General features: G+C 70.4%; 22 protein-coding genes. 16 read left to right on the top strand and 6 right to left on the bottom strand.

What is annotated here, in order from left to right:
• Positions 1-5: 5 nt before the first annotated feature.
• Together Q9G87_RS46365 and Q9G87_RS46360 are read right to left on the bottom strand one after the other, a co-directional pair.
• On the bottom strand, positions 6-1067 hold the full coding sequence (locus tag Q9G87_RS46365) for a hypothetical protein (protein ID WP_305923043.1): 1062 nt from the start codon (positions 1065-1067) through the stop codon (positions 6-8).
• Positions 1067-2134 carry an LLM class flavin-dependent oxidoreductase gene (locus Q9G87_RS46360; RefSeq protein WP_305923042.1) on the bottom strand — a complete coding sequence of 356 codons (1068 nt, stop codon included), beginning with the start codon at positions 2132-2134 and terminating at the stop codon, positions 1067-1069. Before Q9G87_RS46360 ends, Q9G87_RS46365 begins: the two co-directional genes overlap by 1 nt.
• A 94-nt stretch (positions 2135-2228) precedes the next feature.
• On the opposite strand from Q9G87_RS46360, the gene Q9G87_RS46355 reads away from it, so the two are divergent.
• Positions 2229-2714 carry a hypothetical protein gene (locus Q9G87_RS46355; RefSeq protein WP_305923041.1) on the top strand — a complete coding sequence of 162 codons (486 nt, stop codon included), beginning with the start codon at positions 2229-2231 and terminating at the stop codon, positions 2712-2714.
• A 23-nt stretch (positions 2715-2737) separates the two neighbouring features.
• On the opposite strand, the gene Q9G87_RS46350 is transcribed toward Q9G87_RS46355, so the two are convergent.
• The gene (locus Q9G87_RS46350) at positions 2738-3682 is read right to left on the bottom strand and encodes an acyl-CoA dehydrogenase family protein (RefSeq protein WP_305923040.1); all 945 of its coding nucleotides are present in this window, start codon (positions 3680-3682) and stop codon (positions 2738-2740) included.
• Between the two features lie 133 nt (positions 3683-3815).
• On the opposite strand from Q9G87_RS46350, the gene Q9G87_RS46345 reads away from it, so the two are divergent.
• Both Q9G87_RS46345 and Q9G87_RS46340 read left to right on the top strand, forming a co-directional pair.
• Positions 3816-4487: a hypothetical protein gene (locus tag Q9G87_RS46345; protein ID WP_305923039.1), complete on the top strand. Its 672-nt coding sequence runs from the start codon at positions 3816-3818 to the stop codon at positions 4485-4487.
• A 91-nt stretch (positions 4488-4578) separates the two neighbouring features.
• The gene (locus Q9G87_RS46340) at positions 4579-6321 is read left to right on the top strand and encodes a proline--tRNA ligase (protein ID WP_305923038.1); all 1743 of its coding nucleotides are present in this window, start codon (positions 4579-4581) and stop codon (positions 6319-6321) included.
• A 141-nt stretch (positions 6322-6462) separates the two neighbouring features.
• On the opposite strand, the gene Q9G87_RS46335 is transcribed toward Q9G87_RS46340, so the two are convergent.
• The gene (locus Q9G87_RS46335; RefSeq protein WP_305923037.1) at positions 6463-6918 is read right to left on the bottom strand and encodes a ferritin-like domain-containing protein; all 456 of its coding nucleotides are present in this window, start codon (positions 6916-6918) and stop codon (positions 6463-6465) included.
• Complete coding sequence (locus Q9G87_RS46330) at positions 6915-7400, bottom strand: hypothetical protein (protein WP_305923036.1); 486 nt, start codon at positions 7398-7400, stop codon at positions 6915-6917. Before Q9G87_RS46330 ends, Q9G87_RS46335 begins: the two co-directional genes overlap by 4 nt.
• Before the next feature lie 220 nt (positions 7401-7620).
• Between Q9G87_RS46330 and rimP the strand changes: the two genes are divergently transcribed.
• From rimP to truB, 8 genes are all read left to right on the top strand, one after another.
• Positions 7621-8106, top strand: coding sequence for a ribosome maturation factor RimP (gene rimP, locus Q9G87_RS46325; RefSeq protein ID WP_305923035.1), 486 nt, complete (start codon positions 7621-7623; stop codon positions 8104-8106).
• 12 nt (positions 8107-8118) lie between these two features.
• A complete protein-coding gene (nusA, locus tag Q9G87_RS46320) occupies positions 8119-9123 on the top strand; it encodes a transcription termination factor NusA (RefSeq protein ID WP_305923034.1) in 1005 nt (334 codons plus the stop codon).
• A complete protein-coding gene (locus tag Q9G87_RS46315) occupies positions 9107-9406 on the top strand; it encodes a YlxR family protein (RefSeq protein WP_305923033.1) in 300 nt (99 codons plus the stop codon). The genes nusA and Q9G87_RS46315 overlap by 17 nt, the downstream gene beginning before the upstream one ends.
• Before the next feature lie 125 nt (positions 9407-9531).
• Entirely contained in the window at positions 9532-12735 is a 3204-nt protein-coding gene (gene infB / locus Q9G87_RS46310; RefSeq protein WP_305923032.1) for a translation initiation factor IF-2, read from the top strand.
• Positions 12736-12855: 120 nt separating this feature from the next.
• The gene (locus Q9G87_RS46305) at positions 12856-13152 is read left to right on the top strand and encodes a DUF503 domain-containing protein (RefSeq protein ID WP_127930718.1); all 297 of its coding nucleotides are present in this window, start codon (positions 12856-12858) and stop codon (positions 13150-13152) included.
• 39 nt (positions 13153-13191) lie between these two features.
• A complete protein-coding gene (rbfA, locus tag Q9G87_RS46300; protein WP_305923031.1) occupies positions 13192-13638 on the top strand; it encodes a 30S ribosome-binding factor RbfA in 447 nt (148 codons plus the stop codon).
• The gene (locus tag Q9G87_RS46295; RefSeq protein ID WP_305923030.1) at positions 13635-14675 is read left to right on the top strand and encodes a DHH family phosphoesterase; all 1041 of its coding nucleotides are present in this window, start codon (positions 13635-13637) and stop codon (positions 14673-14675) included. Before rbfA ends, Q9G87_RS46295 begins: the two co-directional genes overlap by 4 nt.
• A gap of 52 nt (positions 14676-14727) precedes the next feature.
• On the top strand, positions 14728-15600 hold the full coding sequence (truB, locus tag Q9G87_RS46290; RefSeq protein ID WP_305923029.1) for a tRNA pseudouridine(55) synthase TruB: 873 nt from the start codon (positions 14728-14730) through the stop codon (positions 15598-15600).
• Between the two features lie 200 nt (positions 15601-15800).
• Here the strand turns inward: truB and Q9G87_RS46285 are convergent, their stop codons facing one another.
• Positions 15801-16820 carry a TRM11 family SAM-dependent methyltransferase gene (locus tag Q9G87_RS46285; protein WP_305923028.1) on the bottom strand — a complete coding sequence of 340 codons (1020 nt, stop codon included), beginning with the start codon at positions 16818-16820 and terminating at the stop codon, positions 15801-15803.
• Positions 16821-16902: 82 nt separating this feature from the next.
• Here Q9G87_RS46285 and Q9G87_RS46280 point away from each other — a divergent pair, with 82 nt between their 5' ends.
• The 5 genes from Q9G87_RS46280 to dapB all read left to right on the top strand — a co-directional run bounded on the left by Q9G87_RS46280 (position 16903) and on the right by dapB (position 23546).
• Complete coding sequence (locus Q9G87_RS46280; RefSeq protein WP_305923027.1) at positions 16903-17829, top strand: bifunctional riboflavin kinase/FAD synthetase; 927 nt, start codon at positions 16903-16905, stop codon at positions 17827-17829.
• Between the two features lie 159 nt (positions 17830-17988).
• Positions 17989-18258 carry a 30S ribosomal protein S15 gene (gene rpsO / locus Q9G87_RS46275; RefSeq protein WP_127930725.1) on the top strand — a complete coding sequence of 90 codons (270 nt, stop codon included), beginning with the start codon at positions 17989-17991 and terminating at the stop codon, positions 18256-18258.
• 318 nt (positions 18259-18576) lie between these two features.
• Positions 18577-20916 (top strand): polyribonucleotide nucleotidyltransferase, encoded by a 2340-nt coding sequence (locus Q9G87_RS46270; protein WP_305923026.1) that lies wholly within the window; start codon positions 18577-18579, stop codon positions 20914-20916.
• Positions 20913-22223 (top strand): M16 family metallopeptidase, encoded by a 1311-nt coding sequence (locus Q9G87_RS46265; protein WP_305923025.1) that lies wholly within the window; start codon positions 20913-20915, stop codon positions 22221-22223. The genes Q9G87_RS46270 and Q9G87_RS46265 overlap by 4 nt, the downstream gene beginning before the upstream one ends.
• A gap of 585 nt (positions 22224-22808) precedes the next feature.
• Complete coding sequence (gene dapB, locus Q9G87_RS46260; RefSeq protein WP_305923024.1) at positions 22809-23546, top strand: 4-hydroxy-tetrahydrodipicolinate reductase; 738 nt, start codon at positions 22809-22811, stop codon at positions 23544-23546.
• Positions 23547-23551 lie beyond the last annotated feature (5 nt).

The following is a 23551-nucleotide window of genomic DNA, read 5'->3' as shown; positions in this document are numbered from 1 at the left end:
CCCCCTCAGGTGATGAGAGCGCGATCCCGGCCGAGGTGGTGGCCGCGCAGGTCGTTCACCGTGCCGGGGCGGGGTGTGTCGGAGACCTCCTGGGCGATCTCCACGCTGATCGACACGGGGGTCAGCGCCTGAACGGCCTGCTGGATCCGCGAGCGCCACATGGGGTTGCCGACCAGGCTCTCCCGGTTGAACGTCACGGTGAGGACGGCCGCGTCCAGCGTCCCCTGCCGGCTGATCGCGAGGTCCCAGCCGGCCACGCCATCGATCTTCGACAGGGCCTTCTCGATCCGGGGCAGCGCCAGCCACACGCCCCTGACCAGCACGTGCTCGCCCACGGTGTGGGCCGGCGCGGGGATGCCCGCGCCGCCGGGGCTGGCCACCTGCCCGGTGCGGAGCACCGCGTCGCCGAGCGTGGAGTGCCCGTGCGGGGTGACGACCAGCTCGGCCAGCGCGGTCCCAGGGGCGGGGGCCTCGTCCTTGGCCAGGGCGGCCAGGTCGAGCATGCCGTCCGCGAGCGGCGTGAGCGGGTCCTCCTCGGCCTCCCGCCAGGCCAGGGGCGTGCCGCCGAAGGGGCTGGCGTACACCTCGGTGACCCTCGCCCCGAACTCGCCCGCCAGGTGGCCGATCGTCCGTTTGGAGGCGATCTCGCCGGTCAGCACGATGTTCCTGAGCCCGAGGTCCAGCGGGTCCAGGAGGAACTCCAGGTGCAGGCGGGCCAGCAAGTCCATCGCGCCCGTCGGGGTGGCCACCAGCGTGGTGGCGCGCAGCGCGGACAGCGCGTGGTGCAGCCGCATCCGCCCGCGCGGCCCCACGTCGGCGGCGGCCTGCGCCACGTCGGCCGCGGCGGCGCTCCACAGCGCGCCCGCGGGTTCGGCGAGCGCCACCGCGACCCGGTCCCGCTCACCGACCCCGGCCGCCCGCAGCGCCGCCGCGGTCAGCCCGGCGGCGGCCGCGCGGTCGTCCTGGCTCAGCGGGAAGACGCTCGAGGCGTCGGGGGAGACGAGCAGGAGCCCTTCGGCGGCACGCGCGCCGGCCCCGAGATCGTCGCGGGTCAGCCAGCGGGCCATCAGCGCACCACCTCGGTCATGAACAGCGTCATCGACTCGCACACCCGCTCGTGCGCCAGCCCGCCGACCTGGGCCTGGATGATGAGATCCGTGGCGCCGGCCTCGGCGATCCTGGCCAGGGCCTTGCGCGAGCCCTCCACGTCGTCGACCACCACCATCAGGTGCTCCCGCAGCGTGGCCATGGCCTCATCGGGCGGCAGCCCGGCCGCGAGCTGGCCGAGCACGCGGTGCGTGGCGTGGCGGGCGTCGTAGTAGTCGGGCGGGGTGACGAGGTTGACCTGGCGGCGGATGTACCACAGGACGGCGTCGGCGGCCGTGGCGTTGGCCTCGTCCCGCGTGGGCGCGACGAACCAGGGGATCATGAGGGCGACGCGGCGGCTCGACGGGTCGAAGCCATGCTCGGCAAGACATTCCCGATATTTCGCGATGTCGGCGGCGACGTCGTCGATGCCCTTGAGCATCGTCATGCCGAGCAGGTTGTATCCGTGCTTGGCCGCCGCCAGATACCCCTCCAGCGAGGTGGACGCCACCCACACCGGCGGATGGGGCTCCTGGACCGGCCGCGGGTAGACGGCCACGTCGGGGATCTCGAAGAACTCGTTCGACCGGCTGATCGGCTCGCCGTCGGCCCGCCAGATGGCCAGCGTGGCCTCCAGCGTGTCCTCCCAGATCTGACGGGACTTCTCGAACGGCCGCTGGAACGCCTGGTACTCCAGCGGCGAGGCCCCGCGCCCGGTCCCGAACTCCACCCGGCCGCCGCTCAGCACATCCAGCGTGGCGACGCGCTCGGCCGTGCGGATCGGGGACTGGAACGGCAGCAGCACCACCCCGAGCCCGAGGTGAATGCGCTCGGTCCGCTGGGAGATGGCGGCCAGGACCAGGTCGGGGGCGGAGGAGTGGGAGAAGCCCCTGGTGAAGTGATGCTCGACGAACCAGGCGGTGTCGAAGCCCAGGCGGTCGCCCAGAACGACCTGGTCGACCACGTTGTGGAACGCCTGTTGCTCGACTTCGCGGGTGCGCCCGCGGACCTCCAGTTCGTACCCCAGGCTGATCCGTAGGGACGTCATCGCGCCTCCGGCACAGTAGGAAACCAAGCGCTCGCTTGGTAGAGCGTATCAGCAGCGAACACTTGCGGGAAGGGCGCGGGCGCGATCAGAGTGGATGCCTGTGAAGCGAAAGCACGCGCTGAGGCGGCCGAAGGACGCGGCGGTCCTCGATCACGGCGACGACGGCCTCTCGCTCACGAGTGCCCGCCGGTACGAGGCGTTCGGCCGGGTGATGGCCGCTCTGGCGAGCGAGGCGGACTTTATCGAGTCGTGCCGCGACCTGACCTGGTGGCGGGGGTCCGATCACAGCTGGCACATCGAGTGGCGCGACGGGCCGTACGCGTCGGAGGTGGCCTTACTCCTGGCCGAGCAGGTGCGGTACCCCGACTACGAGGGCTCGCTCGTCACCGAGGTGGGTCCGGGCAGCGGCGGCTCGGCCGTGCTCGACGTGATGGGCGTGCTGTTCGAGTTGCGCGCGATCGACCCGATGGGCCGGGCCACCGTACGCTCCCGGCCGGGCTTCTGGCGCCTGGCCGAGGCCCTCGACACGACCCGCCGCACCAACACCCGCCACCCTTGGGAGGAACTCCTGGGCGGCTGACCCGCTCAGGCCGGTGGCCGGGATCAGGCGGGTGGCCCGAAGACGTGCGCCGCCAGCCGGGCGCGGTGGGCCTGGGGCGGGCAGAAGAGCTGCGCGTCGGACGTGGCCCGCTTGAGGTAGCGGTGCGCCGGATGCTCCCACGTGATCCCGATCCCGCCGTGGACCTGGATGTTCTCGCCCGCCGCCGTCAGGTAGGCCTCCGTGCAGTACGACCCCGCGATCGCCGCGAACACCCCGTCCCGCGCCGCCGCCGAGGCCGCCGACCTGGCCGACTCCACGAGCAGCAGCACGTCGGCGAGCTTGTGCTTGATCGCCTGAAACGACCCGATCGGCCGCCCGAACTGGTGCCGCCGCTTGGCGTGCTCGACCGCCATCTCCAGGCAGCGTTGCGCCCCGCCCACCTGTTCGGCGGCCAGCGCCGCGATGCCCAGGTCCCGCACGCGGGTCCACGCCGAGCCGTCGCCGAGCCGCCGTACCGGCACGCCGTCGAAGACCAGCCGCGCCAACGGCCGGCTCTCGTCCATCGTCGGGTACGGCTCCCGCCGCGTGGGCACGGCCTCGACCAGCAGCCCGTCGACGTAGAGCAGCACCAGCTCACCCTCCAGCGCGTACGGCACCGTCCCCGTGAGCAGCTCCCCCTCCAGCCGCAGCTCGCCGTCACCCGGCAGCACCACGGTCGCGGTCGCGGCCCCTTCGGCCAGCGCCTCCAGCAGGTCGGACGCCCCGCACCCGGCGGCCGCCGCGACGGCCATCACCGCCGACTGCAGGAACGGATGCGGCGACAGGACCCGGCCCAGCTCCTCCGCCACGGCGGCCATTTCGGCCGGCCCGCATCCCGCGCCCCCGTGCTCCTCGGCCACGATCAGCCCCGCTACGCCCACATCCCGCGCGAACTCCGGCCAGGACGCGCCGGGACGGCCGGCGAGGTAGTCGCGGACAACGGCGCGGAGCTCATCGGGAAGCGACACGGACACATGCTAACCAAGCGATTGCTTGTCCTGGTAAAGTAATGACCGAAATTTGCCTTTTCTGTACGGTCGCATAATCTGAGCCCGGTCATCCCTATAAGTCGCCAGGGGAGGGTTTGACCAGGGAATGGAGATGAACAACACCGCCATCGAGTACGCCGACTTCGCCGAATACGACCGTCGGCTGCGCTGCATCGAACGTCATCTGGTCGCGGCCTTCTCGGGAGGGTTGCTGATCGGCCTCATCGGCATGCTCATCTCCGGCCGCGGACCCGAATGGCTCGGCCACGTCTACGAGCCGTACGCGTACCTCGCCCTGTCCTTGGTCGTCGGGGTCACCGCGTCGGGGTTCGGATGGGCGTTGCTGACCACGTTCCTGGCGGCCGTGTCCACGCTGGTCGCCGCCTTGGGAGCCGGGGCGCTCGGCGGCGTTGTGGCCTTCGACGTCATCGGCGGCAGCGCCGCCGGGCTCAACTGGATGCTCGCCCTCCTGGTCGGCCTGGGCCTGCTGGCGTACGTCACCCGCAGGGACGACGTCTGGGGCGACCTGGCGGCAGGCGCGGTCGGCGCGGTGCTGATCGCGGACGTGGTGGACCGGGCGACGCCCGGCTTCATCGACGGCGGGCAGTCGTTCTGGCCGCTGCCCGCGCTGGTCATCGGGCTGCTGTCGGTCGCGCTGGTGTTCGTCTTGCGCAGGAACGCCCGCGCCCGGGTCCGCGCGCTCGCCCTGTCGGCGGTCTTCGCCGCCGTGTTCACGGTCTGCTTGGCCGCCTTCGTCGCCGGCTGGATACCCTTGGCGATCTGACGACGCTGGGGCGGAGGTTTAACACCGAGCGAGCGGCTGCCCCGACTCGATAGCCTGTAAGCCTCCATCGAGGTTCGAACAAGGAGTAGCCGTGTTGCTGCGCATGTCGTCGTTGTTTCTTCGCACCCTGCGGGACGACCCGGCAGACGCGGAAGTGCCGAGCCACAAGCTCCTGGTCCGCGCCGGCTACGTCCGCCGCGTGGCGCCCGGCATCTACTCCTGGCTGCCCCTCGGCAAGCTGGTGCTGGAAAACGTCACCAGGATCGTCCGCGAGGAGATGAACCGGATGGGCGCCCAGGAGGTGCTCTTCCCCGCCCTGCTGCCCCGCGAATACTACGAGGCCACCGGCCGCTGGACCGAATACGGCGACACGCTGTTCAGGCTCCAGGACCGCAAGGGCGCCGACTACCTCCTCGGGCCCACGCACGAGGAGCTCTTCACCGACATGGTCAAGGGCGAATACTCCTCCTACAAGGACTATCCGGTCACCCTTTACCAGATCCAGACGAAATACCGCGACGAGGCGCGGCCGCGGGCCGGCATCCTGCGGGGCCGCGAGTTCCTCATGAAGGACTCCTACTCCTTCGACCTCGACGACGACGGGCTCAAGCGCTCCTACGAGCAGCACCGCGAGGCCTACATCCGGACCTTCGACCGGCTCGGCATCCGCTACAAGATCGTGTTCGCGCAGTCGGGCGCCATGGGCGGGTCGGCCTCGGAGGAGTTCCTCGCGCCCACGCCGACCGGCGAGGACACGTTCGTGGCCTGCCATTCCTGTGGATACGCGGCCAACGCCGAGGCCGTCACCACGCCCGCCCCGGCCGCCCGCTCCTACGAGGACACGCCGGCCCTGCGGGTCATGGACACTCCGGACACCCCGACCATCGAGACCCTCGTCTCCTACGTCAACGAGCACCACGGCCTGTCCATCAGCGCCGCCGAAACCTTGAAGAACGTCGTCGTCAAGGTCACGACGCCGGGCTCGGACAAGATCGAGACACTGATCATCGGCGTGCCCGGCGACCGCGAGGTGGACTTCAAGCGCCTGGAGGCGGTGCTGGCGCCCGGCGAGCCCGCCATCTTCGAGGCCGCCGACTTCGCCAAGCACCCCGGGCTCGTCCGCGGCTACATCGGGCCGCAGGTCCTGCGTGAGCTGGGCATCCGTTATCTCGTCGACCCGCGCGTGGTCACCGGCAGCTCGTGGGTGACCGGCGCCAACGAGCCGGGCAAGCACGCCGCCAACGTGGTCGCAGGCCGCGACTTCACCCCAGACGGCACGATCGAGGCCGCCGAGGTGCGCGCCGGCGACCCCTGCCCTCGCTGCGGCGCGGAGCTGTCCATCGACCGGGGCATCGAGATCGGCCACATCTTCCAACTCGGCCGCAAATACGCCGACGCCGCCGGCCTCGACGCGCTCGGCCCCGACGGCAAGCCCATCCGCATCACGATGGGCTCCTACGGCATCGGCGTCTCGCGTGCCGTGGCGGTCATCGCCGAGCAGGCCCACGACCCGCTTGGCCTGGTGTGGCCCCGTGAGGTCGCGCCCGCCGACGTGCACATCGTCGGCACCGGCAAGGAAAACCAGGTGGAGGCGGCGCTCGAGCTGGCCGGCGAGCTGGCCTCGCGCGGTGTCCGCGTCCTGGTGGACGACCGGCCGCAGGTGTCGCCTGGCGTCAAGTTCAAGGACGCCGAGCTCCTGGGCATGCCGACCATCGTGGTGGTCGGGCGCGGGCTGTCGCAGGGCCTGGTCGAGCTGCGCGACCGGGTTTCGGGCGAGAGGTCGGAGATCCCACTGGCCGAGGCCGCCGACCGCGTCACCGCCGCCATCGCCTGACACCCCTGCCCTGAGCGAGCCCTTGCCGCGGCACGGGCTCGCTCCGCACGGCGTCTCGCCGACCCGGCGCCGTCATGTCCTCCGGCCGTCGTGCCTTCCGCGCCGCCCACCCCGCGTTGGCGAGGTGTGGTGCGGTGACATTCAGCCGGAGGGGGTCGGCGTGGGCGAAGGGGCCGCTGCGATCGGCATGCCGGGGAACGCGGACGGCTGGGCGGGCCGGAAGGAGTAGGCCCGGGTGACCGCCTCCTGCATGGCCAGCGCGGCGTAGCGGCGCAGCGACACATCCTGCGCGGCCGCCAGCTCCAGATAGGCGGCCGTGACACCGCTCTCCAGGTGCGCGGCCAGCTTGGCCGCCAGCGTGGCGTTGGAGGGGAAGAACGGCAGCGCATAGGACGCGTCGGGCTCGATGGGCCGGCCGCCGCGCGTCGTGATGAACCCCCGCAGCTGGTCGCGGCGCGCCCGGTGGGCGTCGAACGCCGCGCTCATCCTGTCCCGCAGCGACCCGGACGTCCGCGCCCCCAGCAGCCCGTACGCGAACAGCGCCGCGTGCTCGGCGGCCAGCGCCTTGCGCAACTTCTCGACGTCGGCGGCGCTCACAGGGACCTCGGCAGGGCGGCGGCGTGGGCGGCCTCGCAGGCGCCGATGCTGGCGATGAGCTGGGCCATCCCGGGCGAGACGCTCGCGAGCTGGCGGGCCCGCAGCGCCGCGGCCTTGCGCTCGAGGTCGCGCAGCCGCGACAGCGACGTCTTCGGCGTGGCGCTGGCGGACGGCGTCGCGGAGCCCGAGGCGGACAACCTCGCAGGGGCCGAGGCGGTGGCCTTGACGTGCTTGCGCAGCTCGTCCAGATGGGCCTGGTGGCGGTCCCTGAAGGGAACCAGCTTCTGCGCCCCTCCCGCGATCAGGGAGGAATAGAGGGCGATCGTCCGCTCTTTCTCGGCGATTAGGTCTTTCAGCAGGAGCGTCTCGGGGGAGTCCGGGGCCTGGGCGGGTGGCTGCGGCGGGCCGGAGGCGTTGCAGGCGGTGAGAGCGGCCGCTCCGCCCGCCAGCAAGACCCGCCGGGAGAGGTGACGCGGACGCACGGACAGGAACCTCCAGTATTACGGGACCCGGATAGCATCGTACGGGCTCCTGCCCGCGATCGCTGTCGGTGACGCTCGCCATTCGGCCGAGACGAGTGGCGCTCTTTTCGTGCCCTCATACAGATAGGGTGTCAACTGTCGTCGCTGGCTGTGCGGCCAGGCGGCGGAGAGCCAGAGGCGAGGTCCGCCCGGCTGAGACATGACAATAGGGGAGGTCGATATGGGCAGCGCATCACCCCGCGACCACCTGATAAAGCTCCTGGAGCCCGTGGTCAGCGCGGAGGGTCTCGACCTGGAGGACATCACGGTCACCCAGGCAGGCAAGAGACGGCTGCTGCGCGTGATCGTCGATCGCGACGGCGGCGTGAGCCTCGACGACGTGGCCGACGTGAGCCAGGCCGTCTCCGCGGCGTTGGACGACGACGACGCGATGGGCCAGGCGGCTTACACGCTGGAGGTCTCCTCGCCGGGTGTCGACCGCCCTCTCACCGAGCCGCGCCACTGGCGGCGTGCTGCCAAACGCCTGGTGAAGGCCGAGATGCGAGACGGCACCGTGGTGGAGGGCCGGATCACGGCGACGGACGAGAGCGGCGTCGACCTCGACATCGCGGGCGCCGCACGCCGGCTTGATTACGAAGACCTGGCCCGGGGACGGGTGCAGGTGGAGTTCCGCCGGATCGACGACGTCGACGGCGACGAAGGCTAAGGGGGAGCCGCCGTGGACATCGACATGAGCGTCCTGCGCAGCCTGGAACGTGAAAAGGACATCTCCTTCGACCTGGTGGTCAAGGCGATCGAGGACGCGCTGCTGATCGCATACTTCCGGACCGAGGGCGCGGCCTCCAAGGCGCGTGCCGAGCTCGACAGGGGCAGCGGTCACGTGACCATCTGGGCGGCCGAGCTCGACGAGGAGGGCGACGTCGTCAGAGAGTTCGACGACACACCCAACAACTTCAGCAGGATCGCCGCCACCACCGCCAAGCAGGTCATCCTGCAGCAGCTGCGCGACGCCGAAGACGAGATCAACTTCGGTGAGTTCGCCAGCCGGGAGGGCGAGCTGGTCTCCGGCGTCATCCAGCAGGGCAAGGACCCCCGCGTGGTGCTGGTCGACCTGGGCAAGGTCGAGGCCGTGCTGCCGCACGCCGAGCAGGTCCCCGGCGAGGAATACGTGCACGGCGAGCGCATCCGCGCCTACGTGGTGCAGGTGAAGAAGGGCCACAAGGGCCCCTCGATCACCTTGTCGCGCACGCATCCCGGGCTGGTGAAGAAGCTGTTCGCGCTGGAGGTCCCGGAGATCGCCGACGGCACCGTGGAGATCGCCGCGGTGGCGCGTGAGGCCGGGCACCGTACGAAGATCGCCGTCAGGTCGCGCAAGCCCGGCGTCAACGCCAAGGGCGCGTGCATCGGGCCGATGGGCTCGCGCGTGCGCAACGTGATGACGGAGCTTCACGGCGAGAAGATCGACATCATCGACTGGTCGGAGGATCCGGCGGAGTTCGTCGGGAATGCCCTGTCGCCCGCACGCGTTTCTCACGTCGAGGTTCTCGATTTGGAGGGGCGTGTCGCGAGAGTGACGGTGCCCGACTACCAGCTGTCGCTGGCCATCGGGAAAGAGGGGCAAAATGCCCGGCTTGCCGCACGGCTCACGGGATGGCGGATCGACATCCGGCCCGACACCCAAGCGGAAGATGCCGCCGGTTCCGTAGATGCGTCAACACGGTAAGCTGGAATATGGTGGCCAAGCGGGCCCACAGCGCACCTGTGTGGGCTGCAGGGTTCGCACGGCTAAGTCCGAGCTGCTCCGCCTGGTGAAGGTCGAGGACCATGTGGTCCCTGACCTGCGAGGACGGCTTCCTGGCCGGGGTGCGTCGCTGCATCCGTCCTTGAGCTGTCTGGAGCTCGCCGAGCGGCGCCGGGCGTTTCCACGCGCGTTTCGCGTGCCGGGACCGCTCGACGTCTCGAGTGTGCGGGCACACCTGGAGGGAGAACCACGAAATGTCATGTAGGACGCCGAGTTGATGGGCGGAGTCAGATTGCTATGAGCGCCTGATGAGCACGCGGCGATGAAGACGTCAAGGTAGCGACGGTCCGGACGGCACAGCCAGCCTCCCGGGCCGAGTAAGGGAGTGCAGTGGCGAAGGTCCGGGTATACGAGCTCGCTAAGGAGTTCGGCGTAGAGAGCAAGGTCGTCATGGCCAAGCTCCAAGAGATGGGAGAGTTCGTCCGTTCGGCGTCCTCGACCATCGAAGCGCCGGTGGTCCGCAGGCTCACCGAAGCTCTGGGCGCATCTAAGGGTGGGCCCTCTAGGGGCGGCGGACAGCCGTCCAACAAACCGCAGCCGCCAAGGGCTGCTCCCCGGCCGGCGGACAGCCAGGCCGGCAACGGCGCCCCACAGGCGCCGGTTCCAAGTCCTCCGCGTCCGGCTCCGGCTCCGGGTCCTGGTCCCAGGCCTGGTCCCGCCCCGCGTCCGGGTCCCGCGGGCGGCGCTGAGCCGCGCCCGCCGGTGCCCATGCCGCACCAGCCGCAGCAGCAGCCGGAAGCCGCGCGTGGTGAGACGCCCCAGGCTCCGCAGGCGCGATTCGAGAGCGGGAGCTCCGGTGCGCCCGCTCGGCCGACTCCTGGTCCGCGTCCGGTCCCGGGCGCTCGCCCGGGTCCCAAGCCCGGCCCGAGCCCTCGTCCGGGTGGTCCCGGTGGCGGCGGCTCGGCGCAGGCGCCGCGTCCCGGTGGTCAGCGCGAGGGCGGCGCTCCGCGTCCCGGTGGTCAGCGCGACGGTGGCGCTCCGCGTCCCGGCGCGCCCGCCGGTGGCGGCGGTCCGCGCCCTGGTCCAGGGCCGAAGCCGGGTCCGCGTGGCCCGCGTCCTGGCAACAATCCGTTCTCGTCGACGGCCAGCGGCATGGGTCAGGCCCGGCCGCCGCGGCCCGGTGGTCAGCGCGACGGCGGCGGCCCCGGCCAGCGCGAGCGTCGCGACGGTCCGCCGCGTGACGGTCGTGACGGCGCGATGCCGCGTCCGCCGCAGGGTCGTGGCGGCGACAGGCCCACTCCTGGGCCGCGTCCCGGTCCGCCTGCCGGCGGTCCGCGTCCGGGTCCCGGTGCGGGGGGTCCCCGTCCCGGTGGTCCGCGTCCTAACCCGATGATGATGCCTCAGGGCCGTCCCAGCGGTCCGGGTGGCGGCGGCGGTGGCGGCGGTCGTCCCGGTGGGGGCGGCGGTGGCGGCGGTCGTCCCGGTGGGGGCGGCGGCGGCGGTCGTCCCGGTGGGGGCGGCGGCGGTGGCGGTCGTCCCGGCGGCTTCGCCGGTCGTCCCGGTGGCGCCGGCACTGGTGCCGGTCCGCGCACCGGCACCGGCGGTCCCGGTGGCGGTGGCGGCTTCGGTGGCCGTCCCGGCCCCGGCGGTCGTGGCCGTGGCGGCGGCACCGCGGGAGCCTTCGGGCGTCCCGGCGGGCGTCCCGCTCGTGGCCGCAAGTCCAAGCGCCAGAGGCGCCAGGAGTTCGACAACATGTCGGCGCCGGCGATCGGCGGCGTGCAGGTCGCTCGCGGCAACGGCGCGACGATCCGCCTGCCGCGCGGTGCGTCGCTGTCCGACTTCGCCGACCGCATCGGCGCCAACCCCGCCGCGCTCGTGCAGATCATGCTGCACCTCGGCGAGATGGTGACCGCGACTCAGTCGGTCAACGAGGAGACGCTGCAGCTGCTCGGCGCCGAGCTGGACTACAACATCCAGGTCGTCAGCCCGGAGGAGGAGGACCGCGAGCTTCTCGAGGCCTTCGACATCGAGTTCGGCGAGGACGAGGGCGACGAGGCCGACCTGGCCGCGCGTCCGCCGGTCGTGACCGTCATGGGTCACGTCGACCACGGTAAGACCAAGCTGCTCGACGCCATCCGCAAGACCAATGTGGTGGCGCGCGAGGCGGGTGGCATCACCCAGCACATCGGCGCTTACCAGGTGTCCGCCGACCACGAGGGCGAAGACCGGAGGATCACCTTCATCGACACCCCGGGTCACGAGGCGTTCACCGCCATGCGTGCCCGAGGCGCCAAGTCCACCGACATCGCGGTGCTGGTGGTCGCGGCCGACGACGGTGTGAAGCCGCAGACGATCGAGGCGCTCAACCACGCCCAGGCGGCCGACGTGCCGATCGTGGTCGCGGTCAACAAGATCGACAAGGAGGGCGCGGACCCCAACAAGGTGCGGGCCCAGCTCACCGAATACGGTCTGGTGGCCGAGGAATTCGGCGGTTCCACGCTGTTCGCCGACATCTCGGCGAAGAACGGCACCGGAATCGAGGCGCTCCTCGAGTCCATCCTGCTCACCGCCGACGCCGAGCTTGACCTGCGGGCCAACCCGACGATGGACGCCCAGGGCATCGCGATCGAGGCGCACCTCGACAAGGGCCGTGGCCCCGTCGCGACCGTCCTGGTCCAGCGCGGCACGCTCCGGGTCGGCGACTCGATCGTGTGTGGCGAGGCCTTCGGCCGCGTCCGCGCGATGCTCGACGACAACGGCGACGCGGTCGAAGAGGCCACGCCGTCGCGTCCGGTCCTGGTGATGGGTCTGACGGCCGTGCCGAGCGCCGGTGACAACTTCATCGTCGTCACCGACGACCGGATGGCCCGCCAGATCGCCCAGCAGCGCGCGGCGCGCAAGCGCAGCGCCGACATGGCGAAGTCGAGCCGCCGCCGCACCCTCGAGGAGCTGTTCAGCGACCTCGAGAAGGGCCGCGTCGACGAGCTCAAGCTCATCATCAAGGGTGACGTGTCCGGTTCGGTGGAGGCCCTGGAAGACGCCCTGCTCAAGATCGATGTCGGCGACGAGGTCAGGCTCCGTGTCCTGCACCGCGCGGTCGGCGCGATCACCGAGTACGACGTCAACCTGGCCGTCGCCGACGACAACGCGGTCATCATCGGCTTCAACGTCCGCCCCGAGCCTCGGGCGCGCGACCTGGCCGAGCGCGAGGGCGTCGACATCCGCTACTACTCGGTCATCTACCAGGCGATCGAGGAAATCGAAGCGGCGCTCAAGGGCATGCTCAAGCCCGAGTACGAAGAGGTCCAGCTGGGCACTGCGGAGATCCGCGCGATCTTCAAGGTGCCGAAGATCGGCAACATCGCCGGTTCGGTGGTCCGCTCGGGCAGGATCGTGCGCAACAGCAAGGCGCGCCTCATCCGCGAAGGCGTCGTCGTGTCCGACAACCTCACCGTCTCCTCGCTGCGGCGGGAGAAGGACGATGTCACCGAGGTCCGCGAGGGCTTCGAGTGCGGCATCGGTGTCGGCTACAACGACATCAAGGAAGGCGACACCATCGAAACCTTCGAGATGCGGGAGAAGCCGCGAGACTGACACGCGGCATGGCGCCCGGCGGGACATCCGCCGGGCGCCTCTCGCACGTCCTGGCCTGGTCCCCACCGCAGCAGGCCGCCCGTGCGTTCACCACACCAGGCCAAGCGGTGGTAGCCAACGATGTATGTGGGTGCTCTGACCCTGGACATCCTGCTCGGCGACGTGCGTTCGCTGAAGCAGAAGCGCTCTGCCGTCCGGCCTCTGATCGCCGAGCTGCAGCGACGTTATCCCAGCATCGCGGTGGCCGAGACCGGCCATCTCGACCTGCATCGCAGGGCTGAGATCGGCGTCGCGGTGATCTCCGCCTCCGCGGGCAACTGCAAAGAGGTGATGGACGCCTGCGAGCGGATGGTGGCCTTCCGCCCTGAGATCGAGCTGCTGTCGGCCAGGCAGCGGCTCTACACCGACGAAGATTGAACGACAGCACGGCCAGGTCGTGCGTGAGGGGGAGCGAACATGGTGGATGCCGCACGAGCGCGCAAGCTCGCCGACCGCATCCAGCAGATCGTCGCTGAGATGCTGGAGCGCCGGATCAAGGATCCGCGCCTGGGCTTCGTCACCGTGACCGACACGCGCGTCACCGCTGACCTGCGGGAGGCGACGGTCTTCTACACGGTGTTCGGCTCCGAGGCCGAGCGCGCCGACAGCGCGGCCGCCCTAGAGAGCGCCAAGGGGATCCTCCGCTCCGAAGTCGGCCGCCAGACCGGCGTGCGCTTCGCCCCGACGCTCACCTTCAAGCACGACCCGCTGCCCGACAGCGCCCGCCACCTCGACGACCTCATCAACGCCGCCCGGGCGCGGGACGCCGAGGTGGCGCGCCAGGCCAAGGAGGCGGCGTACGCGGGCGACGCGGATCCTTACCGGAAGCCCGACGAGGGCGAGGCCGAGGACGAGCCGGCGTGACGCCCGACGTCAGAGACCGGGCCGACCGGCCGGCACGCCTTGAGTCCCGCAACGGCGTCGGCGGCGGCACGATACCGGAGAGCGCCTGGAACCGGGCGCTGCACCTGATCGACCAGGCCGACGAGGTCGCCCTGGTCTGCCACGTGACGCCCGACGGTGACGCGCTCGGCTCGATGCTGGCCGTGGCCTTCGTGCTGCGGTCGATGGGCAAGCGCGTCGCGGCGTCGTTCGGCGACCGGCCGTTCGAGGTGCCGCGGCTGCTGCGGTTCCTGCCCGGGCAGGAGATGCTGGTGCCGCCGGAGGAGTTCCCCGCCGCGCCGGAGCTGGTGATCTCGTTCGACTCCTCGACGTTCGAACGGCTGGGGCCGCTCAGCGACAACACCGCCAGGGCGCGCGAGGTCATCGTGGTGGACCACCACCCGTCCAACGCCGGATTCGGCACGCTCGCGCTCATCGACCCCAAGGCCGCCGCCACCGCGATGCTGGCCGAACAGCTCATCTACCGGCTGGGCGGGCGACTCGACCGGGACATCGCCACGTGCCTGTACGCGGGCCTCGTGACCGACACCGGCTCCTTCCGCCACTCCTCGACCACGCCTGCCGTGCACCAGATGGCGGCCAGGCTCGTGGCGACGGGGCTGCGTACCGACGAGATCGCTCGCGAGCTGTGGGACCGCTCGCCGTTCGGCTATCTCAAGGTGCTGTCGGCCGCGCTGGACCGGGTGATGCTGGAGGGCGGGCTGGTGTGGACGTACGTGACGCGGGTGGACCGGGCCGCGTACGGGCTGCCGTACGCCGAGCTCGAGGGCATCATCGACATCGTGCGGCGCACCGACGAGGCCGAGGTGGCGGTCGTGCTCAAGGAGGACGACCAGGGCGCCTGGCAGGTGTCCACCAGGTCCAAGGGCACCGCCGACGTGGCCGCCGCGTGCGCGGCGCTGGGCGGCGGCGGGCACCACAACGCGGCCGGCTACACCTCGCACGCCACCGTGGAGGAGACCATGGCCGCCTTCAAGCGCGAGCTGGGGATGGCGTGAGGGCAGCCGGACCAGGCGGAATGGCGTTCGGACGAGGGCAGGGGATGGCTTGATGGCCGAGAGCGGTCTGATCATCGTCGACAAGCCGGCCGATTGGACGTCCCACGACGTGGTGGCCAAGATGCGGCGCATCGCCGGCACCCGCCGCGTGGGGCACGCCGGCACGCTCGACCCGATGGCGACGGGCGTGCTCGTGATCGGCGTGGAGAAGGCGACCAGGCTGCTCGGGCACCTGATGCTGACCGAGAAGGTCTACGAGACCACAATCAGGCTCGGCGTCAGCACGAACACCGACGACGCCGAGGGCGAGGTGATCGCCATCGCCTCGGCGGCCGGCGTGACGGCGGCCGAGATCCACAAGGGCGTCGCCGCGCTGACCGGGGAGATCATGCAGATCCCGCCCCAGGTCAGCGCCATCAAGGTGAACGGGCAGCGGGCCTACAAGATGGCCCGGGCAGGCGAGGCGGTCGAGCTGTCGGCCAGGCCCGTCACCGTGCGGGGGTTCGACGTGCTGGACATCAGGGTCCACGACGACGTGGTGGACGTGGACGCGGTCGTGACCTGCTCCAGCGGCACCTACATCCGCTCGCTGGCCCGCGACCTGGGTGCTTCGCTCGGGGTCGGGGGGCATCTGACGCGGCTGCGGCGTACCCGCGTGGGGCCCTATGACCTGTCGCTGGCCAGGAGCATCGAGCAGCTTGCCGAGGAATGCGTGATCCTGCCGATCGCGGAGGCGGTGGCGGCGGCGTTCCCGCGCAGGGACGTGACGGCCGAGGAGGCCCGCGTCGTCGCGCACGGCGGGCGGCTGCCCGCGACCGGTCTCGGGAAAGGGCCGATCGGCGTGTTCGGGCCGGAGGGGGAGTTGCTCGCGCTGGTCGAGGAGCAGGGCAAAACCGCCAAGCCCCTCGCCGTCTTCGCCGGCTGAGCCGATTTGCCGGACGGATCGCGCGGCGTCGCGCCGTGAGCGACGACCGCCGCCGGTCGGTGGCGTGTGCGTGCGGCGGCTCGACGGCCGCGCATGCGCGGGCGTCCGTGCTGACGTGGCCGTGCCGATGGTGCCGTGCCGTGTGGCGGCGGTGCCGGACGGTCGGCGAGTCCGCCGGCGCTTAGGCGGGTTTGCGGCGCTCAGGCGGGTTTGCGGGCGACGATGATGTCGCGGACGATCGCCTGGTCCACCCAATGCTCGAAGTCGGGGTAGTCCATCACCTGGAGACCGGCCGCGGTGAGGATCTCCGCCAGGTCGGAGCTCTTGCCGCCGTAGGTGTTCCAGGCGATGCCCATGGCGCCGCCAGGACGCAGCAGTTCGGCCCACACGGGCACCGCCTGGCGCAACAGCTCCAGAGGGCTGCGGGACAGGCCGGAGCCGCCCTTGCTGCCGTGCTGGACCCCATAGGGGGCGTCGGTCACCAGGACGTCGAACGAGCGGGGCTTGAAGAACTCGCGGCTCTTGTGGGTGTCGGCGTTGACCATGGCCAGGTGCTGCACGTCGCCCGCCTTGACCGCCTCCTTCGACAGCCCGAACGTGACGTTCAGCCGCCGCCCGACCAGGGCCCGCTCGCGGCGCACCGGCACGGTCTCGGCGGTGTGCTTGAGCCGCTTGTTGCGGAGCCAGGTCTTGATGAAGCCGGAGTAGGCCTCGAAGTCCTTGCCGTCGACGTCGATGCCGTAAGCGTCGTAGCCGTACATGAGGGCCTGGTTGAGCGTCGTGCCCCGGCCGCACAGCGGGTCGAACACCGACAGCCGCTCGCCCAGCCCCTTGTCCCCGGCCAACGCGGTGACGTTGAGCAGCAGTTTGGTGAAGTGCTCGTTGGTCTTGCCCGCGTACTTCTGGATCGTGATCAGGTCGCTGCTCAGCCGGTCGAGCGACTGCATCAGGAGCGGTCTGAGCAGCTCGCCCTCGATGCCAAAAATTGCGTAAACCGAGGAAAGGTTTGACAAAAGCGAAATGTCCGGCTGGGTGAGCGGCTCAGCCGTCTCGAACGTCACGTACGGCACGCCGCCGATGGCGGTCTCCGCGCTGTCCAGCACCTCGCACTGAAGGGCCCGCGCGCCGAAGACCGCCAGCTCGCTCTTCGTCAGCCGGACGGAGCTCTCCCCGTAGACCCGGTTGAAGGCAGGCAGAATCAGAAGCGCGTATCGAGGCATGATGCTCGATCCTATCCCCCTCGGTTGCGGGGAACCGTGACGCGCGTGGCAGGCTTGTGGGGGATTGATCCGCCACAAGCGAATGGGGCCTAGCGTGCAGGGTTCGGGAAGGTCTGTCGTCACCATCGGTGTGTACGACGGGGTCCACCGCGGGCACCAGCGGGTTGTCGAGCGGGCCGTCGCCGTCGCCGGGGAGCGGGGGCTGCCTGCGGTCGCCGTCACGTTCGAGCCGCATCCCGATGAGGTCGTGCGACCCGGGTCGCATCCGCAGCGGCTCACGAGCCCCAGGCGCAGGGCCGAACTGCTGGCCGGGCTGGGGGTGGACGAGATCGACGTGGTGGAGTTCACGCTCGAGGTGTCGCGGACCAGTCCGGCCGACTTCGCGCAATCGGTGCTGGCCGAACGGGAGCGGGCCGCGGTCGTGGTGGTGGGAGAGGATTTCGTGTTCGGCCAGGGTGCGAGCGGCGACGTCGAGACATTGCGGACGCTGGGCGATAAGTACGACTTCGAGGTGGAGGTCGTGCCCAGGCTCGGCGGCGTCTCGTCCACCGGCGTTCGCGAGCTCATCGTGGCCGGGGACGTCGTGGGCGCGGCGGCGGCGCTCGGGCGGCCGCACCGGGTGGAAGGCGTGGTCGTCCGCGGCTATCAGCGAGGGCGCCAGCTCGGCTTCCCGACCGCGAACGTGGAGACGCGGCAGCACACCGCGATTCCCGCCGACGGGGTTTACGCGGGCTGGCTGGAGTGCGTGCCCGTGGCCAACCTGCCCGCCCTGTACGCGGGGGAGCGGTGGCCGGCGGCGATTTCGGTCGGCACGAATCCGACGTTCGAGGGGGTGCCGCGGACGGTGGAGGCGTACGCGCTGGACCGGGACGACCTGGAGCTCTACGGGGTGCACGTGGCGGTGGACTTTGCCGCCCGCCTGCGCGGCAACACCCGCTTTGAGTCGATCGACGCGCTGATCGAGCAGATCCATGCCGACGTCGCCGCCACTCGGCGCCTCACAAGCTGAACACCCGAGCACCCGGCCCTAGGTGGTAGTCTTGCATGTCGGCTCTGTAACGGCGGCGCTGCGCGCTGCCCATGACGGCCTTCATGCGGCGACTGTAGGCACGCACGGTCGTTCGCGCATTCGTGACATTAGCGCGTGCCCGTAGATAGAAGGAGAGCCGTGTCCCTCGACACCGCTGCCAAGAAGTCCATCATCGGCGAATACGCCACGACTGAGGGTGACACCGGGTCGCCCGAGGTGCAGATCGCTCTGCTGAGCAAGCGCATCAGCGAGCTCACTGAGCACCTGAAGACGCACAAGCACGACCACCACAGCCGTCGTGGCCTGCTTCTGCTCGTCGGTCGCCGGCGCCGCCTGCTGAAGTACCTGCAGAAGGTCGACATCCAGCGCTACCGTTCGCTCATCGAGCGGCTCGGCCTGCGCCGATAACATGGAAGGGAGCGGCACCGCGCCGCTCCCTTCTCCATATGGGTAGAGGCTCATATGAGCTCGGGCGCGTGGCGACGTGAAATGGTCCCGCCGCCTGACGTACAACTGAAGATTCCGAGACACACAGCCCCCGCGTCCGCTCAGCACCATGCGACCCGCGACGCCTGCGGGCCGGTCCTCGGTAGTGGCTTCCGGTAGCAGTGACAGCAGGTCTGACTGTGACATTCAACCGGGCGCTTCGATCGAAGACCGGCGCTGCACCTAACGAGGGTGCCGGTGAGAAAAGGGCGCGGGAGACCGACCACAAGGAGGTCCCCCGTGGAGGGTGTCCACACTGCTGAAGCCGTCATAGACAACGGCTCATTCGGCACGCGCACGATCCGGTTCGAGACCGGACGGCTCGCGCGCCAGGCGGCGGGTTCCGCCGTCGCCTATCTCGACAACGACACGATGGTGCTCTCGGCGACCACCGCGTCGAAGACTCCGAAGGATCAGTTCGACTTCTTCCCGCTGACGGTGGACGTCGAGGAGCGAATGTACGCCGCCGGGCGCATCCCCGGCTCGTTCTTCCGCCGCGAGGGTCGTCCCTCCGAGGACGCCATCCTCACCTGTCGCCTGATCGACCGGCCGCTGCGCCCGTCGTTCGTCAAGGGCCTGCGCAACGAGATCCAGGTTGTGGCCACCATCATGGCCCTCAACCCCGACCACCTCTACGACGTGGTCGCCATCAATGCCGCGTCCCTGTCGACGCAGCTGGCGGGCCTGCCGTTCTCCGGCCCGATCGGCGGCGTGCGGGTGGCGCTGATCGAGGGCCAGTGGGTGGCGTTCCCGACGCACCACGAGCTGGAGTCGGCCACGTTCGACATGGTCGTGGCGGGCCGCGTGCTCGACGACGGCGATGTCGCGATCATGATGGTCGAGGCCGAGTCCACCAGGGACACGCTCAAGCTGGTCGCCGAGGGCGCGGTCGCGCCCACCGAGGAGACCGTCGCGCAGGGTCTGGAGGCCTCCAAGCCCTTCATCAAGGTGCTGTGCGAGGCGCAGTCGCGCATCGCGCAGGTCGCCGCGAAGGAGACGGCCGAATACCCGGTCTTCCTGGAATACCAGGAGGACGCCTACGCCGCGGTCGAGTACGCGGTGAAGAACGAGCTGGCCGCCGCGCTGACCATCGCCGGCAAGCAGGAGCGCGAGAACGAGCTGGAGAAGATCAAGGCGCTGGCCGCCGAGAAGCTCCTGCCCGAGTTCGAGGGGCGCGAGAAGGAGATCAGCGCCGCGTTCCGCTCCGTGATGAAGAAGCTCATGCGTGAGCGGGTCGTCAAGGAGGGCGTGCGCATCGACGGCCGCGGCACCAAGGACATCCGCGCGTTGTCGGCCGAGGTCCACGTGGTGCCGCGGGTGCACGGCTCGGCGTTGTTCGAGCGTGGCGAGACCCAGATCATGGGCATCACGACGCTCAACATGCTGCGCATGGAGCAGAACATCGACACGCTCAACCCTGAGCGGACCAAGCGTTACATGCACAACTACAACTTCCCGCCCTACTCCACCGGCGAGACCGGCCGGGTGGGCTCGCCCAAGCGGCGCGAGATCGGCCACGGCGCGCTGGCCGAGCGGGCGCTGATCCCGGTGCTGCCCACGCGCGAGGAGTTCCCGTACGCCATCCGCCAGGTCTCCGAGGCGCTCGGCTCCAACGGCTCCACCTCGATGGGCTCGGTGTGCGCGTCCACGATGGCGCTGCTCGACGCCGGCGTGCCGCTCAAGGAGATGGTCGCGGGCATCGCGATGGGCCTGATCGGCGAGGGCGACACGTACGTCACGCTGACCGACATCCTCGGCGCCGAGGACGCCATGGGCGACATGGACTTCAAGGTCGCCGGCACCAAGGACGTCATCACCGCCCTGCAGCTCGACACCAAGCTCGACGGCATCCCGGCCTCCGTGCTGGCCGCCGCGCTCAAGCAGGCCAAGGGCGCCCGCCTGGCGATTCTCGACGTGATGCAGGAGGCGATCGCCTCCCCGGCGGAGATGAACCCGACCGCGCCGCGCATCATCACCATCAAGGTCCCGGTCGACAAGATCGGCGAGGTCATCGGCCCGAAGGGCAAGATGATCAACCAGATCCAGGACGACACGGGCGCCGAGATCACCATCGAGGACGACGGCACGATCTACATCGGCGCCACCGACGGCCCGTCCGCCGAGGCCGCGCGGTCGGCGATCAACGCCATCGCCAACCCGCACATGCCGGAGGTCGGCGAGCGCTACCTGGGCACGGTCGTCAAGATCGCCGCCTTCGGCGCGTTCATCTCGCTCATGCCGGGCAAGGACGGCCTGCTGCACGTCTCGCAGATCCGCAAGCTGCACGGCGGCAAGCGCATCGAGAACGTCGAGGACGTGATGAGCGTCGGCGAGAAGATCCAGGTCGAGATCGCCGAGATCGACGGTCGCGGCAAGCTCTCGCTGGTGCCGGTCGAGGTCATCGAGAAGGAGGCCGCCGAGAAGGAGGCGAAGGCCCCCGCGGGCGATGACGAGACCACGGAGCCCGAGGAGGCCGCCGCGCCGGCCGAGGACAAGTCCGAGCGGCCCCGCCGCACCCGCACGCGCGTCCGCACCCGCAGTAGCAACGGCGGCGGCGAGGGGGACGACCGGAACACGTGAGCACTACCACGCTGCACCCCGGCAAGGACGGAGCCGGGGTGGTAAGGCGCACCGTCCTTCCGGGTGGGCTGCGCGTGGTGACCGAGACCATGCCGACCGTGCGCAGCGTCGCGGTCGGCATGTGGGTCGGCATCGGCTCGCGTGACGAGGCCCCCGAGCACATGGGGGCCACCCACTTCCTCGAACACCTGCTGTTCAAGGGCACTCCGACGCGCGACGCCATGGAGATCTCCGCCTCCATCGAGGGCATCGGCGGTGAGATCAACGCCTTCACCGCCAAGGAATACACCTGCTACTACGCTCGCGTGCTCGACGAGGACCTGCCGATCGCGGTCGACGTGCTCGCCGACGTGGTGACCAGCTCGCTGGTGACCGACGAGGACGTCGAGTCCGAGCGTGGCGTGATCCTCGAGGAGATCGCCATGCACGACGACGACCCCTCGGACGTGGTGCACGAGCAGTTCGCCGCCGAGCTCTACGGTGACTCGCCGATCGGCCGGCCCATCCTGGGCACGGTCGAGTCGATCAACGCGCTCGGGCGCGACCGGATCGCCGAGTACTACCACCGCTACTACCGGCCCCGCCGGACGGTGGTGTCGGTGGCGGGCAACATACGGCACGAGGAGGTCGTCGAGCTCGTCACCAGGGCGTACGAGCGGGCGGGCGCGCTGAGCGGCCCCGCCGAGTTCGCCGCGCCGCGCACCAGCGGCCCGGGCGCCGGCTCGCGCTCCGGCGTCAGGGTGCTCGACCGGCCCACCGAGCAGGCCAACCTCGTGCTCGGCACGACCGGCCTGTCCCGTACCGACGATCGCAGGTTCGCGCTGGGCGTGCTGAACGCGGCGCTGGGCGGCGGCATGTCGTCCAGGCTCTTCCAGGAGATCAGGGAGAAGCGCGGCCTGGCCTACTCCGCCTACAGCTACACCTCGGCGTACGCCGACACCGGTCAGTTCGGCATCTACGTCGGATGCCTGCCGTCGAAGATCGACGACGTGCTGAAGATCTGCCGGGACGAGCTGATCAGGGTGGTGGACCAAGGGCTCAGCGCCGACGAGATCATGCGTGGCAAGGGGCAGATGCGCGGCGGGCTCGTGCTCGGCCTGGAGGACACGGGCTCGCGCATGTCGCGCATCGGCAAGAACGAGCTGGTCTACGAGGAGCTCATGTCGGTGGACGAGGTGCTGTCCCGCATCGAGGCCGTCACTCCTGACGAGATCTCCGAGATCGCCAGGGACGTGCTCAATCGGCCGCTCACGCTCGCCGTGATCGGCCCGTACGGCGACAAGGACTTCACCGACGCCGTCCGCTGACCCGGCCGTCATCGCGGCGGGCCGCAGGCAGCGGCTCGCCGCCACACTCCACCTCGGGCGGGCCGCGTGCTGCGGTCCGCCTTCCGTCCCTGAGCAGGGTGCGCGGGTCCAGCCCTTACCAGCGGTCTCCCTGACGGGAGTGCCCTCAGGTGAACATGCGCGCCTGACGTGGCGTGGCGTGACGTGACGCGATGCGATGCGATGCGATGCGATGCGATGCGATGCGACCTGAGCGGCGCGATGCGACGCGATGTGGCGCGATGCGATGCGACCTGAGCGACATGAGGGACGTGAGCGACGTAAGCGACGTAACGTGAGCGACGTAACGCGACGTGAGCGACATGAGCGGCGTGACGTGACACGAGGCGATGCGACGCCCTGAGCGACGCGATGCGACGCCATGCGACCTGAGCGACGTAGACGTGAGCGACGTAACGCGACCTGAGCGACATGAGGGACGTGAGCGACGTAATGCGAAGTAACGTAACGCGACGTAGTGCGTAAGGCGGTGGCGGCCCGGGTGGGAAGCACGCGCGAGGGCGGTGGTCTGATGGGCGCGTTTCTGCTTGGGATAGGGTTGGGCGTGTGATCAAGGTAGGTGTGCTCGGCGCCCGCGGCCGCGTGGGATCCGAGGTGTGCAAGGCAGTCGAGGCGGCAACCGACATGGAGCTGGTGGCCGCGCTCGACAAGGACGACTCCATCGAGGGCCTGGAGGGCGCGGAGGTGGTGGTCGACTTCACCCACCCCGACGTGGTCATGGGCAACCTCGAATGGGCCATCGCGCACGGCGTGCATCCGGTGGTGGGCACGACCGGTTTCGACGAGGGCCGGCTGGCGACCATACGCGGGTGGCTGGCGGACTCCCCGGGCACCAACTGCCTGATCGCCCCCAACTTCGGCATCGCGGCCGTGCTCATGATGCACTTCGCGCAGCAGGCGGCGCGTCACTTCGAATCCGTCGAGATCATTGAGCTGCACCACCCCAACAAGGCCGACGCCCCCTCCGGCACCGCCACCCGCACCGCGCAGTTGGTGGCCGAGGCGCGGGCCAAGGCCGGCTCGGCCCCGATGCCCGACGCGACCAGCACCGCGCTGGACGGCGCCCGCGGCGCCGACGTGGGTGGGGTGCATGTGCACTCGGTACGCCTGTCCGGGCTCATCGCCCACCAGGAGGTGCTGCTGGGCGGCGACGGCGAGATCCTCACGATCAGGCACGACACGATGAGCAGGTCGGCGTTCACGCCCGGCGTGCTGCTGGGCGTGCGCAGGGTGCGCGAGCTGCCCGGCCTCACCGTGGGCCTGGAACCACTGCTCGACCTCTGACGAGG

The organism is Nonomuraea turcica, from assembly GCF_030718205.1.
Classification (GTDB): Bacteria; Actinomycetota; Actinomycetes; order Streptosporangiales; family Streptosporangiaceae; genus Nonomuraea.
This window is presented reverse-complemented; position numbering and strand designations above follow the sequence as displayed.